Annotated in this window: 13 protein-coding genes; all 13 read right to left on the reverse strand. The window is 41.2% G+C overall.

Going from position 1 to position 14,308, the window contains the following annotated elements:
• Positions 1-4: 4 nt before the first annotated feature.
• The 13 genes from ACAY00_RS12540 to ACAY00_RS12600 all read right to left on the reverse strand — a co-directional run bounded on the left by ACAY00_RS12540 (position 5) and on the right by ACAY00_RS12600 (position 14,307).
• Entirely contained in the window at positions 5-430 is a 426-nt protein-coding gene (locus tag ACAY00_RS12540) for a c(7)-type cytochrome triheme domain-containing protein (protein WP_371374249.1), read from the reverse strand.
• A 186-nt stretch (positions 431-616) separates the two neighbouring features.
• Positions 617-2,425 (reverse strand): hypothetical protein, encoded by a 1,809-nt coding sequence (locus ACAY00_RS12545; RefSeq protein WP_371374253.1) that lies wholly within the window; start codon positions 2,423-2,425, stop codon positions 617-619.
• Positions 2,426-2,461: 36 nt separating this feature from the next.
• Complete coding sequence (locus tag ACAY00_RS12550) at positions 2,462-3,475, reverse strand: peptidylprolyl isomerase (protein WP_371374256.1); 1,014 nt, start codon at positions 3,473-3,475, stop codon at positions 2,462-2,464.
• Positions 3,476-3,709: 234 nt separating this feature from the next.
• Positions 3,710-4,555: a cytochrome c3 family protein gene (locus ACAY00_RS12555; RefSeq protein WP_371374260.1), complete on the reverse strand. Its 846-nt coding sequence runs from the start codon at positions 4,553-4,555 to the stop codon at positions 3,710-3,712.
• Between the two features lie 607 nt (positions 4,556-5,162).
• Positions 5,163-6,365, reverse strand: a complete 1,203-nt coding sequence (locus ACAY00_RS12560; RefSeq protein WP_371374263.1) for a two-component regulator propeller domain-containing protein — start codon at positions 6,363-6,365, stop codon at positions 5,163-5,165.
• A 62-nt stretch (positions 6,366-6,427) separates the two neighbouring features.
• Positions 6,428-7,507 carry a two-component regulator propeller domain-containing protein gene (locus ACAY00_RS12565; protein ID WP_371374266.1) on the reverse strand — a complete coding sequence of 360 codons (1,080 nt, stop codon included), beginning with the start codon at positions 7,505-7,507 and terminating at the stop codon, positions 6,428-6,430.
• A 3-nt stretch (positions 7,508-7,510) separates the two neighbouring features.
• The gene (locus ACAY00_RS12570; RefSeq protein ID WP_371374269.1) at positions 7,511-7,807 is read right to left on the reverse strand and encodes a c-type cytochrome; all 297 of its coding nucleotides are present in this window, start codon (positions 7,805-7,807) and stop codon (positions 7,511-7,513) included.
• 33 nt (positions 7,808-7,840) lie between these two features.
• Positions 7,841-8,539, reverse strand: coding sequence for a tetratricopeptide repeat protein (locus tag ACAY00_RS12575; protein ID WP_371374272.1), 699 nt, complete (start codon positions 8,537-8,539; stop codon positions 7,841-7,843).
• 73 nt (positions 8,540-8,612) lie between these two features.
• Positions 8,613-9,971: a sigma-54-dependent transcriptional regulator gene (locus tag ACAY00_RS12580; RefSeq protein WP_371374275.1), complete on the reverse strand. Its 1,359-nt coding sequence runs from the start codon at positions 9,969-9,971 to the stop codon at positions 8,613-8,615.
• The gene (locus ACAY00_RS12585) at positions 9,968-11,200 is read right to left on the reverse strand and encodes a nitrogen regulation protein NR(II) (RefSeq protein ID WP_371374278.1); all 1,233 of its coding nucleotides are present in this window, start codon (positions 11,198-11,200) and stop codon (positions 9,968-9,970) included. Before ACAY00_RS12585 ends, ACAY00_RS12580 begins: the two co-directional genes overlap by 4 nt.
• Positions 11,193-12,695, reverse strand: coding sequence for a sensor histidine kinase (locus ACAY00_RS12590; RefSeq protein ID WP_371374281.1), 1,503 nt, complete (start codon positions 12,693-12,695; stop codon positions 11,193-11,195). The genes ACAY00_RS12585 and ACAY00_RS12590 overlap by 8 nt, the downstream gene beginning before the upstream one ends.
• The gene (locus tag ACAY00_RS12595; RefSeq protein WP_371374283.1) at positions 12,682-13,254 is read right to left on the reverse strand and encodes a TlpA family protein disulfide reductase; all 573 of its coding nucleotides are present in this window, start codon (positions 13,252-13,254) and stop codon (positions 12,682-12,684) included. The genes ACAY00_RS12590 and ACAY00_RS12595 overlap by 14 nt, the downstream gene beginning before the upstream one ends.
• An 18-nt stretch (positions 13,255-13,272) precedes the next feature.
• On the reverse strand, positions 13,273-14,307 hold the full coding sequence (locus tag ACAY00_RS12600) for a c-type cytochrome (protein WP_371374286.1): 1,035 nt from the start codon (positions 14,305-14,307) through the stop codon (positions 13,273-13,275).
• Between the last annotated feature and the right edge of the window lies 1 nt (position 14,308).

Raw genomic sequence — 14,308 nt, forward strand, 5'->3', positions numbered from 1 at the left:
GCCCCTACTTCTTTGCTTTTTCGGCTGGACCGACTAACTGCTGTACTGTACTGCCATGAACTTGCGTTGGGGTACCTGGTGTGCCTGAGTGACAAAGATTGCAGTTTTCAACTGCCCAAGCAATTTCACCATTATGACAAGCGCCACAGTACTCACCATCAATAATTTTAAGCATGTCAATTTGATTACCACCGGCTTCAAATTTAAAGCCCAGATCAGCATGACAAACTTTGCAACGAAAGCGCGCTCGATGGAACCAGTGCGGAAATACAACAGGACGCATACCCGCTTCTTCAGAATAGTTATTGATCACAACGTCGCCATATTCGGCGTGTGCTTGTTGGGAGGTAAATAGGTTAACTGAAACCAGCAACCCAACAAATAAGGCAAAGATTGGCAACCTTAATCGAAGGCGATTGGAGAAATTCACATTGTATCCTTTTTATTTTCTAGGGCTGGATCGTTTAGATTCAATCCTAAATTTCATGTTATTTTTATCTCGGTATAATTGTAATTAATTGAGGTGGGCAAAATGTGTTCTAAATCAAATTATGTCAAATTTAGGAAGCAAAACTTTACTTCGTTAGAATTTTTCATTCTTCCATAATGGGGTTAATTAGAAATTGAAATTACGCTTTATATTCAACGCTAAGTGGTAGTAGTCTTCGGTCATAGTGGCGTTAAAATCTAACTCGAGAAGACCAATTCGATAGTCCAGTTTATTATGCCAATTGGCCACTTGTCGGCTATTGCCAAAACGGTTTTCATCGGGCAATAAATCATTAAGGGGTACCCGAAGTTCTGAGGTAAAGCGTAAATTTTGAATATCCCAGAGCTCGGTATTACGATAAAATAAGTTCCCCCACGCTCGGTTATAAGTTCCGCTACTGCCGTCGTCAAAAACCGTACTATTCCACTCGTAAACAAAGTCACCGCCCCAGCTGTCATAGTCACCTAGTTGAGTGCTTCGACGAAGCGTAAGGTATATTTGTTGAAAGCGGTCAAGATCGTCGGTTAAGTGACGGGTATCAGATAAGGTTAATAAGGCTGTTGAACTCACCCCACCTTGATAAGCGCTCCATTCAAAATCTAAGTCGTGACTTATTTGCCATTGTTCTGGATCTACATTTTTAGCATTATTAACTTGGTGAGAAACCAGTTGATCAAAACTGATTTGCAAACTGGTGTCATAAACGCTTATAAATTTGGTAAAGCCATTACCCATTCTGAATGCGTAATTTTCGCCATTGCGATCGCCTCGGTCTAAACCAATGCCATTATTGACCATAAATTGATAACGGATGGATTCACTAAGTTCAGCACTTTGTTGATAACTGGCGTTGGCAAATGCAGCATAAAATTGACTGCCGTTACCATTGCTTTCTGAATAATAAGAATCGATTGAACCATCAAACTGCCAGTTCTGGTCATAATCATATATGGTGGCAAAATACACACTGGCATTTTTCGCCGTATTGGCACTATTAGAAAATCCGCTTTCCAGCTGGGTCTGATTGATATAAGCATTAAGGTTATAGGTTAGGTTTTCAATTTCTTTTGAGCGAATAAACGACGACACATTGGTTTGAAAAACATCATAGCCTGAACCAATTTTAATACTCTGATTGTTGAGCACGTTAACACTGTCTATAGCGTACTTGTCAGTGCTCACACTGGCATTTAAATAAACACTGTCTTGCTCATTGAACTGCCAATCCTGAAGATATTGTAAAGACAGGTTTTGGCGTAAATCTTGGCTCAGCAGGTTGTCACTTTCATACTCTATATCTAGCTTGTCTGCTCGTGCGATAAGCTTATAATCGCCCCTGCTGTGGCTATCGTTAAATTCAAAATCCAACTCATGATCCAGACGTTTGCCATCATCACTTTCTGTACTACTGGCAAATTCACGATCAAAAAGAGCTCGATAGTTTATGCGGGTGGAAAAACTAGCCCCAGTCGGTGTATAGGTGTTCGTAACATGAAAGTCGGTGTGAGCATATTCATAGCCCCGACGTCCGCTATGTGAGCCTAAAGTTTGGCCAAGTCTAAATATGGTCGGGTAATCAGAATCTGGATATAGCTTAATTTGCTGACCCGCAAAAGCAGAAATGGTCGAAATGGTTTCATTGCTATTTACATCATAACTACTGGTATTGGCTTTTAATTGCGAGGTTACTATGGTGGTCGCAATCCAAGGTTTGTCGATATAGCCAGACCAAACATTCTCATTAAAGATCTCCCCTAACCAAGAGCCTTTACTGCTACTATTGTTAAGGTCATTATCAAATTGGTCGTTTTTGGAAAACGAAAAACCAACGTAGCCATCGGTACGTTGGTTATTATCGTATAAATTTATCCAATCCGCTGCTTGTACCCAAGTTGGTATCAGACACAAGCTCACTACAGCAACCCGTCGGAACATCAAATTATTCTGTTAAGATGTAAGTTTGGCCAATGACTACTTAAATTCGTCGTTAATGTGCACGTTAGCCGATTCTACTAAGGCTAATCGCGTATCTTGCCACAAGCTATCTGTGGTATCACGCACGGCCAAACGACGCGCTCTGGCTTTGACTTCATCATACGTGTGTCTAGTGGCAGGATTACGCCCCGTCAATTTAAAGATTGCCACACCATCTAAAATAAATACTGGCGGTGTAATATCGCCAACCTCCATGGTTGCTATAAGCTCTTCCACTTCCGTTGAAATCATGCCTTTATGCACTAGCCCCATATTACCACCTTGATCTGCTGTAATATCAGTTGAATGCAACATAGCGAGCTCCGAAAAATCTGCACCATCAACTAATTTTGCATGAATTTCATCCACTTGTTCTCGGACCGCTTCCCAGACAAAACGAGTCGCATTAGGTGCAACACCGATAAGGATGACGGCCAGTTTATTTTGCGGAGGTTGGGTAAATTTATCTCGGTTATTTTCAAAGTAAGAAATGACGTCTTCTTCGCTCAACTTTACAGAATCAACAATATGTTTTTTATAAACTTTGGCTAATGCCATATTACGATAAAGGGTGCGATACATCGCAATATAATCGTCTTTAACCTCAGGCCATTTGGGATTATCGGCGTTACGGTCAATGGTACTGTCAAGATCCGCTTCAAGCTTGCTAAAATCAGCCGTTAGTCCTAATTTTCGCGCTGCATTGGCCGCTACAAATAAATGAATTAACTCATCCTTTTGCTCTCTAGCAAACTTTTCTTCTTCACCTTCTGGTGGCTTACCATGATAATAAGTGTTGCGATTTTGATAGTTATAAAACTCTCTAAACATCGCTACTGAAATAAGCTCACCATCGACCGTTGCAAACTCTTGCTCAAACACACTAACAGCTTTTGATTCACTCGCTTGTTCAGCGTTTTTGCTTGTCGTAGTCGACTCAGATTGAGCGAAAGTTGGCACATTCATAGTGATTGAAGATGCAATTAATGTCAGGCATAACCATTTTTTCATTATTCTTTCTCTTTGACTTAAAACATGACTTTCAACGCGTATTTACCTAACACCTAACTGCCAGTCAGCAGACAAGATAGGAAAATACAGATTTGATCAAAATTTTAACGTTTAGATAAATGTTAATTATTGATACAAGTCATTAAAAGCCAGGGTCTTACGAATATCTTGATGCAAAATTTGATAAAAAAAGGCTAACCCTAGGGTTAGCCTTTGATCTCGATAAAATTAAGTTTATTTATCGTGACATGCTAAACAAACTGCACTTCCGGTATTATCAATACGTAAGAAGGTGTTTGTTTCAGATTGGTGAGGATCATGACAGCTTGCACATTCTACGAATGGTTCAATATCACCACTTGTTGTACCTGTGCGGCTATAAAGTACCATATCTTCTTTTTCACGCTTGTCAGTTGCACCACCAGCTGTATCAACCCACCATACTTGGTTGCCATTGATATTCGCGGTTGCCGGCGCATGGAAGTCCGCATCTTTTTGTTCAACACCAGCGCTTGCTGTAGGATCTGTTGCAGTGTAACCACCCCCGGCGTATTGAATGCCAATTGGGTGATCGTTTTTAAGTGTTGCTGAATCGCCAGCAACCGCTGCGAAACCATTCATTTTACCGCTAGTTTGAGTACCACCTTCCCAAACTACAGAAGCAATAGTGTCTTCACCTGAACCAGATTCGTTTGACATCACGTCCATTGCTTGAGAGCCATCGTGACAAGATAAACAAGCGATAGATACAGAACCAACCGTTAGCGTTTCACCGTCGATAGAGGTTGAGTTCATATCCGCATAAGTTTCGTATGTGCCGGGCTTAAACGTTTTATTCCAAAGTGGCGCATCAATACCAGAATTGGCACCGTGTGGCGTATGACAGAATACACAAATTTCTGTCGCATCTGGTGTTTTACCTGCTTGTGCAGTAACCGTTGACAATTTGTTGTTTCCTGCTGCACCACTTGTTCCTAAGTTGTGCTTAGTATCTGCAATACCAGCGTTTGCGGTTGCAGCCGTTAGCAAAGTAGACGCGATAATCGCCGCTATTGCATTGGTTTTAGTGAAGAGTTTCATTGCATGTTCCTCATTTTCAGGGTTTCATCTTCATTGATGTTCGATAACGATGACATTACTATTCGTTTGTCTTAGAACTCTCGCTTCAATAATATTTGGATGATAATTTTTAGCAAAAGTGTCTTATACCGTTAATAAGCAACCACTGTGCCAAAAACCCAGAACAACAATAAATAAATCACAAAAAAAACGTCTATCAAGCTGTAGAGCCCAACATTACTGTACATGTATTTATTTAATTTAATTTAACCACCATGCTCTAACAGGTTGTTATTTCATTTTTTAATGGCTAAGAGGCTGAACTTTCTCATTATTGAGATTGCTCTCTTAGTTGTGGAAATGGCAGTAGAGATAATTGCTGAACTGGTTCTAAAAATGACACGCTTGCGATGAGTTTTTCTTCCCTAAAGGTGAACAGAGCGAAAGCAGGAGTGGATAAAGAATGCATTTTAAATGTCAAAAGCACAAAGGTAGAGGTTAATTTCGGAGCGAACAAACGCCAAAGGTTTAACAAGGATAATAAGCGTAATATAAAAACCGGAAGCAAGTGCCTCCGGTTGGGTAATGATACTGAGCGGTTAACAAAAGTCGTTATGCGAATGTTTTATCAGTGATCAAAATGACTGATCCGAGCGACGCCACCATAGCTACCGATCCACAGGGTACCGTCATCTTGAACATCCATGGAAAAAATCGCATCGGCAAATAAACCATCTTCTGTGGTATACAAAGTAAACTCGTCACTGTCTTTGGTTTTCTTCGCCATACCTTTACTGGTACCAATCCACAAAGTGCCTTCTTGATCTCGGTTTAGCATAAAAATATGGTTCGACGGTAAACCATCAATATGGGTGTAAACTTTCCAATTTTCGCCATCGAAGCGATTTAGGCCTCCACCCCAAGTGCCAACCCAAACGGTACCATCTTCTTCAACGTCCATCGACACAATATAATTGGGGTTATAAGCCGTATTTACACCGGTTAACCCTTGCTCAATTTTTTGTTGGGCATGATGACGCGAAAAGTTAGCCGGATCGCGCTTAAATGGATTAAAGTCTTTAACCAACTCATAATCAGCGCCTAATCCATCTTCATGTTGCCAATTTTGCCATTGGCCTTGATTATAGCGCGCTAAACCACCTTCGGTTGCTAGCCAGATTTGCCCATCGATGCCTTCGGCTAACCCGTAAATCCAATCGTTAGGCACACCTCCATTGGTATTCTCAACGGTATAAAGCTCCCATGCGTTTGGATCGTCAAGATCGCCACCGACAATACGGTTAACCCCGGTCCACGTGGCAATCCATAGATCGCCATTTTTCGCGGTAAGTACATCATAAACAAAGGCGTCGCCTAAACCGTTTGGCACATTGTAAATAATCATTTCATCTGTGCTTTCGTTCAATACGGCAAGGCCACCACCATACGTGCCAATGGCCATGCGATTTTTGTCAATGCGGCTAACGTGAAACACGCCATTTGCCAGCAAGCCATTACGTACGCTAAAGTGGCGGTAGTCTTCTGTTTGAGTATCGTAACGAATAGCACCACCTGAGGTGCCGACCCACATGATATCACCATCTGAAAAAATCGATTTTACATTACGATTACCGACGTTAAAGTGAACAAACTTACTTTTTGGTTCGGTTGTTTGCAACGTTGGATTTTGTGCTTGTTGAACAGGCTGGTCTGCTCGCTGTTCGATTTGAACCACGTCTTCAGTTTTGCTCTTTTCCTGAGCTTGCTGTGTATCGAAAAACCAATACAGCGCGCCAGCAAAGATAACAATGATTGCAAAAAAATATTTCAACGACTTCCCCTTTGTTAAAACAAATTATTAAATAAAAGTATAAGGACTTAGTGAGTGCTCAATTACTTGAACACTGTACCTTGCAATCGGGTCACACCACGACGTGTTCCAACCCAAATATCTCCATTAGAGCTTTGCGCTATTGAATACACATTATTGTCTAGGAGGCCATTACTTTGATTAAAGTTTTGCCAGTTAACCCCATCAAATCGAGATACCCCACCATTGGTGCCAAACCATAAAGCACCGTCTTCGGCTTGAATAATGGCATACACTATATTACCGGCCAAACCATCTTTCGCACTTACATTAGACCACTTACCGTCTTTGAAGTTGGACACCCCTGCCCCCCAAGTGCCAACCCATACCGAGTTGTCACGAGCGTCTAGTTTCAAGGCGAAAACATAATTGGGGTTATACGTCGCTTTACCGCCGGTTAAGATACCTAAATCGTGACGAGAGCGGGTACCTAGGCCGGTATTTTTACTAAACGGTAAGCCATCTTCGTTACCAATACCGATACCATCTTCATGGGTCCAGTGGGTCCAATTTTCACCATCAAAACGGCTTACACCACCTTCGGTGCCAAACCAAACGGTACCATTTTCTTCAATATCTACCCCATAAACCCATTCATTAATCAACTCTTTTACATAAGTGTCAAACTTTAAGGTTTCGCCATCAACGCGATTTACACCTGCCCATGTACCAACCCACAAACTACCATCGGGGTGATTGGCAAATGAATAGACCCAATAATCGGCTAAACCATGAATGGGAAAAAATGTTTTCCATTCACCATCTTTATAACGCGACATCCCCCCCGCATTGGTGCCAAACCATTTATAACCTTTTTCATCGACGTTAATTGCAAAGACGTATTCATTCGCTAAGCCATGTTCACGGGTAAATGTGGTTTTTAAATCGCCACTGACGGTGTCAACTTGATGCACCCCCATGGCGGTACCAACCCAAAGAGAATTTTTTTCAGTTTCAACTGCAAGTGAACGTACAAAAGCATTGTCACCAACGTTATACTGCTCTTTAACGTTATAAATTACGATATCTGGTTCGGGCTCTGAACAAGCGAAAAGAAAGCTTGAGAGGGTAAATAAAAGCAGATATTTTCTAATCAATGTCATCGACTAAAGTGTCCTTAAATGCGAAATAAGCCTAACAATCTCCGGATCGCGGAGGATTCCATCATAAGAAGGGCAAATCCGCCCTCCTTTTTTTATTCGTTCAAGCAAAGCCGCATCGGGCTTTCTCAAACCTTCTTTTTGTTTTAGGTTTGACGCTCTAGGCATCACCGAGTCGCCGTCTTTACCATGGCATCGAGCACAGTGTTGCAAGTAAGTCTGCTCGCCTGATTTAGCCAACACACTCATTGGAACCAGTAGTGTTGCTGTAAATATACATATTGAAGCAAGATATTTCATCATAGTCTCCAGAAAGTAACGCCCTTTAGCCCCTGCCTACTCGCCTTGTTTTGCTGTTTTAGAGCCTAAACGGGCTTTTAAAGTTGCAACAATTTCAGCGTTAGGTGATTGTCCAAGCAGACCTTGCGTGTGCACATCAATGAGTTTTAATGTCGCCTTATCAAAGTCTTGGTCACTGAGTTTTTGATACAACTTAAGCGCCTTGGCTGGCTCAACAGCAAGCCCTAACTTGCCATATTCTAGCGCATCGGCAAAAGCAAAAATAGAAGAGCTATCGTTTAATCCCATACCTTTTTGCAAGTAAGCAACCGCTTTAGGGTAGTCTTGAAATTCTGGGTTAGCTCTTGCGTAATGCGAAACCAGCTCATTGATTGCTAATAGGTCACCCTTATCTGCAGCCCTAGTCAACATAGGAATGGCCTGCTCAACATAGTCAGAATACAAATATAAGTACCCCAATAAACTCTGTGCTTTGGTATGATTTTTATTGGCTGCTTTTGTCAATAAATCAAAGGCGGCCATTAAATCATGCCTACGATGGGCATCAGCACCTTGTTGATACCATGACTCAACTTGTTCAGCTTCGCTTAACTGCGCGGGGCTTTGCGCCACCACAGTAGGCAAACTTTGTTCTTGCAAATCAACTAGGCGAGGTTCAGCCTGCAGTGGTTGTGCCAATACACTCGCTGCCAGTAAAGGTAAAAGTAATACGGCTTGTTGTCGTTTTGTCTTCATAAAGGGTCGCACCATAATCGTTTACAATGTAAATTAAAGCTCCTTGGCTAAAATCGTTTCCAGTTTAAAATCATTAGGCGTCAACTTGGGTCGACTCTTCTAGCTTGCGATATAAACTCGATAATCCTAAGCCAAGTTTTTGCGCTGCCATTCTTCTGTCTTGAGCACAGTCATCAAGCGTTTTTTTGATCATATCAATCTCAAAATCTCGCACCATTTCTCGCAATGTTTTATCACCAGAAACCATTGCTTTTGTATGACTTAACATTTGCCCTGGTAAATCTTCGGTACGAATAATATCGTCTTCGGCGAGAATTAACGAACGGGCTATAACGTTTTCAAGTTCGCGGATATTGCCTGGATAAGGGTAATTAATCAGCAACTCCATGGCTTCGGGTTCGACCTCATAACCTTGGGCTAAACCCAGTTTTTTAGATTCGCGGGCAATAAAGAAATCGATTAATGCGGCAATATCATCTTTTCGTTGCTGGAGCGATGGCAAATGAATATTAAAAATATTTAAGCGAAAGTATAAATCTTCGCGAAATTTGTGCTCTTTAACCATGTCTTGTAAATCACAGTTCGTCGCGGCAACAATACGAGCATCGATATCCAGAAAGCGCTCACTGCCTACCGGACGTACTTGTTTTTCTTCTAATACATGCAGCAGTTTAACTTGTAAGTGAAGGGGTAACTCACCGATTTCATCAAGAAAAATGGTGCCACCATCGGCTTCGGCAAATAAGCCTTTTTTCGCTTTTACCGCACCAGTAAAGGCGCCTTTGGTATGACCAAACAATTCACTTTCAATTAAATGCTCAGGGATGGCACCACAATTGACTGGAATAAAAGGCCCGCTTGCTCTTAAGCTATTTTGATGGATGGTCCGAGCCGTTACGCCTTTACCGGTACCGCTTTCACCTGTGATCAATACCGTCGAGTCGGTTTTAGCCACTTTTTTAATCAGTCGCTCAACTTTAAGCATGGTATCAGATTGCATCGCGCATTGACGGTCACCAATGCCCATAACCAGGCCTCGCAGCACTTTATTCTCTGACTTTAGACCAATGAAATCAGCAATTTGCTGAATCCGATGGATCACGTCTTCCGGTCGTAATGGTTTGGTTAAATAATCAAAAGCACCATTGCGCATCGCTTCTATCGCAGTATTAACTGAGGCAAACGCAGTCATAATAATAAATTGGCTTTCAATGCCTTTTGCTTGTGCCTTCTTAAGCAGTTCAATACCGGTAAAGTCAGGCATTCTTACATCGGAAAAAACCACATCATATTGATTCGTCATCAGCTCAGCTAAGGCAGAGCCAGCATCTTCAGCGGTTTCGACATGGTGTCCCTCTCGCTCAATGATACTGGTCATGATCTGACGAATAGCGGGTTCGTCATCGGCAATTAAAATGTTTAACTTTTTCATAGTGCTCTATCTGTTAATGGCAACGAAAGTGTCACTTTGGTAAACTTTCCAACTTGCGAGTCAATAGCCAAAGAAGCGTGCATCGACTCGGCTAAATTTTTACAAATAACCATGCCAAGACCCGTGCCTTGCTCTTTGGTGGTGTAAAATGGCTCAAAAATCTTTTCGATTATTTCGGCTTTAATACCACAGCCGGTGTCCGTAATTTCAATAACTAAATTATGCTCAGTAAGCGAAATATTCGTGTTGATTTCACCGTTAGGCTGCTGTTGTAATGCGTCCATAGAGTTGGAGTAAATATTCAGTAAAATTTGTGTCAGCTTACCTTTATGAGCCCTAATTGCCGGCACGCCAGTGACGGCCTGATAATTAAACTCAATGTTATGACCACGTTTATCGAACTGTGCTAATTTGATCAGTTGTTTGGTTAAGTTAGCAATATCAATTAAATCGTTTTCATCACTGCTGTGAATGGATATTTGACTAAACTCATTTTTAATTTGGTTGATTCTACTTGCTTGTTGCTGAATTAATTGCAAATCATCTTTTAGGGTCTGCAAAACGACATCACTACCGCCCTGTTCTAATTGCCATAACTGGTTGTAGGCAATCCCTTCGATGGCGGCCATAGGATTACCAACTTCATGTAAAATGCCCGCCAAAAATTCACCTGTGGTGGCCGCTTTATTTTGCTTTTCTAACTGTTGTTGTAATTGATTAACCGGTCTTTGGTCTGATAAATAAAAAGCTAACGAACCATTTTTTAACTTTAACACACTGATGCTAATAGCGACTTCGTTTTGATCTGGGGTCATTAATACAAAATCTTGCTGATCAGGACTGATGGTTTGGCAGTTACAAAGCTCACTTTTTTTTATTTTTCGAAATTTTTGATTATTTTGCAAACAAGAAGGTAACTGCGGAATAAGTCGATAAATGCTACTGCCAATAACATCATTTTCGCGACCACCGATCAATGTCAGTGCGGCATTGTTGAGATACGAAATATTACCTGCATTATCTGTCAGCAAAACAGGCTGACTAGCGAACTCCATGACCTCAAAACGTGTCGTCTTTTTCGTGACAACCTGACGATAAATAAAGGCCCCAGAAAACAAAGCGAACAACGGTAAGGCTGCAATATGTATTGGCAGTAACTGCAAATAAAGGCTAGCACTGAGAGCATTAAAAGACACAACGGCCATGACAATGAACAATAATTTAAACATCGGTAGCCACCTCGTTGGTAACATGCTGAGCAGTAGTGGCTTGCTGCTCAAAATACACTCTAACTTCGGTGCCTTTATGCTGTTCAGAGGTGATATTAATTCGTCCATTATGGGCTTCAATAATGCTTAAGCTGCTATACAAACCAAGCCCACTGTGTTGCAACGGATCTTTTTGGGTAAAAAAAGCATTAAAAGCCTGGGCTAAGGTGGCATCGTCCATCCCCTTACCATTGTCTTTAATCGATAATACGATTTCGTTATTGATCAGTAAGGTACGAATTAAAATAGTGTGTTTATGTTGAGATTTAGCTTCCAGTGAATTATTCAACAAATTACTTAATAACAACTTTAATTGGCCGCTAGAGCCAAATAAAGCGGGCAAATGAGAGGCTAATTCGAGTTCAATTTCTATACCATACCAACGCTCATCATAGTTCAGCACATTGGCTATTTGTTCAATCAACTCATTGACATCAATCAAGGTCTGCTGACTGCTGGTTGGGGTCGCAATTTTAGCTAAATCGTCTTTTATAATTTGCAGTTTTTGATTGTACTCGCCAATGGTGGCTAAGTTATTTTTTACATCATCGGGCAATTGAGCACCATAGTAGTCAATTAAACTTAACATCCCACTGATGGCTGCAACAGGGTTGCCTATTTCATGCACCAAACCTGCGGTTAAATGCTCTATTGCGCCCAAACTTTCAGCATGCGACTTATCAAGCTTTTCTATTTGCAGTTGACGGTCTCTTTCATCAAGCGCCAGAGACATCTCATTAATACCAAACATCAGTTGACCAATTTCATCATCACGGGTGTTTTTAAGTAACGTCGATGGTTTGCGCGCAACAATGTCTCTAATTTGCTTAAGGATTTTTCCCACGTCTTTGTTTACTCGCGAGAAAAATAAACTTGCCGTTATAACCAAAAACAACATCCCAGTTAAAGCCAGCATGACCATTCGAAAAGCCACTCGGTCACTGGTTTTTTCATACTCGAAAATCAGGTCGGTTTGTGCTTGTTTGTTCTCAAGAATCAAAGTATTAAGCTGCGATTTATGAGTTTCTAAGTTTAATCTCACTTGCCTTAAATCTTCGCTATTGGGTGACATAACCACTTTAGCCAAGCTACTTAACAAACTGTAAAACGATGGAGCTCGCTCAGGGTATAAGGCGGCAATATTTTCATAATGCTTGGTTAAACCAATAAACTGCTGGTGAACTTCAATTAAGACTTCTTTGCGAGCAGCCGGCTCAAATAACACCACAAGTTGGGTTATAGCATCAAATACCGCTAAATCAGCTTCAAGCAACAGGCTTTGTGCCTGTTGCAGTTCATAAATACCACTTAGTTTTTGTTCTAAAATTGATTTTTGTTCAAAACTGTAAATAAAAACCGCACCGATACAGAAGCTCATCAAGGCAATAAACAGTAAAACTTTTCCGCGTATGGTGTTATGAAAGGCTGTTTGATCAAATTTATTATTTTTGTTCATATTCTTCTTTCAGTTGCTGTATCTCTTTCAACACTTGCTCTGATTGCCACTCTCTTGCACCTTGATAAAAGGCAACAATTTTTCCATTGGCTGAAACTAAATATGTACTGGGATAGGAATCCGTGTTCAATTTCAACTCTAATTGTTCTCGTTTGACAACATAAGTGGGCAAATTTACACCAGAAGATAACATAAACTCTTTGATTAAATTCCGATCTGTATCAATAGAATACAACTTAATTTCAACCCCAATTTGTTCTAGCTTATCTGATGCCTGTTGCAACCAAGGCATTTCTTCACGACAAGGGGCACACCAAGTCGCCCATACATTTATCAATTGCCAAGCATTGTCTTGATCAATTTGGCCGCCACGTTCAAGCTTTACGCCTTTACTTACACCTGCTTGATGTTCCAAAAAAGGAGTGACAATAGGCAAAGACCATTGTGGCCAGTTTTTCCCAATGACGGCATTAGGCGCCTTGGTTACTGAGCTTATGGCAATCGTAATAAAGGCAACAAGGATGACAAAAATAACGCTAAAAAAATACCTATGACTCATAAAGTAAACGATGGGACATTAATCATTTAAGGGGTGAAAGGCCTTATCTATATAGACAACTATGGCTTCTATTTGTTGTTCGGTAAGTACCGACTCCCAGGCAGGCATCGAGGTATTGGCTTTGCCTTTTTTTATCATTTCTTTTAATACGGCTTTGTTAATATTTCCCATAAATGCAGGGTCTTGCAAATTTTGCGGTTTTCTCTCTAAAAAGCTACCAATCCAATTTAACCCCGTACCATCCATAGCATGACAAAAGGCACAATTGTCACGATATAAGGTCTCTCCTAACCTTTCTTGCGTAGTCGCGTTTTCTAACAGCGCAAAGGTATCGTGTTTTTGATAGGTACTGGCGCCGGTAAAGCCGTCAAACTCGGTGAAAGAGAAATTATTTCTCGGATAAGAGATAGCTTGGGTCGACCAAATTGGTCCTTGCTCTTTGGTGCGAGAGTTGTCATGACAGGTAATGCAAGACTCTAAATACAACTGCAACCCTGCTCGCTGTTGTTCGGTCAGTGAGTCTTGTTCTGTATCTAAAGCAATTTCTCCGGTCGCAAAAGGATAGGCTGCGCTGTACTTTTGATGCTCTGGCCAGCCATTTTCAACCGTATGATAGCGAGTATTTTCTTGCTTTTGTTCCATAAACTCGGTGCGAATAAAGTCCACTACAGTGGCGATTTCTTCTGCGTTCATAAATTTGGTAAATCCGGTCATTGCGGTATTTTCACGACCATTAATAACGGCTTCAAGCATTTGCTCTTTAGATAAAGCCGCTAAATCTGTGGCAGCAAAGTTTCGAGGCGGAGGCACCATATTTCGTGCGGCTAGCGTTTTGGCATCACCAGAATAGCCATGGCAATAATAACAGCGATAATTGTAGAGCTTGCGCCCGATCTCATGACGGCTGTTTGCGTCCTTGGCTTCATCCACAACCACGGCTTTTATCCCTGATTCTGATTTTTCGGATGTCATTAAATCAACGTTATTTGTACTGCCCCATGCAAAGTTGAAAGGCAGTGTACTTAAGAACAATAAACCAAGGATTTTACCCATA

Origin of the sequence: Thalassotalea sp. 273M-4 (genome assembly GCF_041410465.1) — a bacterium.
Taxonomy (GTDB): Bacteria; Pseudomonadota; Gammaproteobacteria; order Enterobacterales; family Alteromonadaceae; genus Thalassotalea_A; species Thalassotalea_A aquiviva.

Coding starts and splice junctions, on each gene's coding strand:
- ACAY00_RS12545 (WP_371374253.1), bottom strand. CDS start 2,425: ATGTTCCGACGGGTTGCTGTAGTGAGCTTGTGTCTGATACCAACTTGG.
- ACAY00_RS12550 (WP_371374256.1), bottom strand. CDS start 3,475: ATGAAAAAATGGTTATGCCTGACATTAATTGCATCTTCAATCACTATG.
- ACAY00_RS12555 (WP_371374260.1), bottom strand. CDS start 4,555: ATGAAACTCTTCACTAAAACCAATGCAATAGCGGCGATTATCGCGTCT.
- ACAY00_RS12565 (WP_371374266.1), bottom strand. CDS start 7,507: ATGACATTGATTAGAAAATATCTGCTTTTATTTACCCTCTCAAGCTTT.
- ACAY00_RS12570 (WP_371374269.1), bottom strand. CDS start 7,807: ATGATGAAATATCTTGCTTCAATATGTATATTTACAGCAACACTACTG.
- ACAY00_RS12575 (WP_371374272.1), bottom strand. CDS start 8,539: ATGAAGACAAAACGACAACAAGCCGTATTACTTTTACCTTTACTGGCA.
- ACAY00_RS12580 (WP_371374275.1), bottom strand. CDS start 9,971: ATGAAAAAGTTAAACATTTTAATTGCCGATGACGAACCCGCTATTCGT.
- ACAY00_RS12585 (WP_371374278.1), bottom strand. CDS start 11,200: ATGTTTAAATTATTGTTCATTGTCATGGCCGTTGTGTCTTTTAATGCT.
- ACAY00_RS12590 (WP_371374281.1), bottom strand. CDS start 12,695: ATGAACAAAAATAATAAATTTGATCAAACAGCCTTTCATAACACCATA.
- ACAY00_RS12595 (WP_371374283.1), bottom strand. CDS start 13,254: ATGAGTCATAGGTATTTTTTTAGCGTTATTTTTGTCATCCTTGTTGCC.
- ACAY00_RS12600 (WP_371374286.1), bottom strand. CDS start 14,307: ATGGGTAAAATCCTTGGTTTATTGTTCTTAAGTACACTGCCTTTCAAC.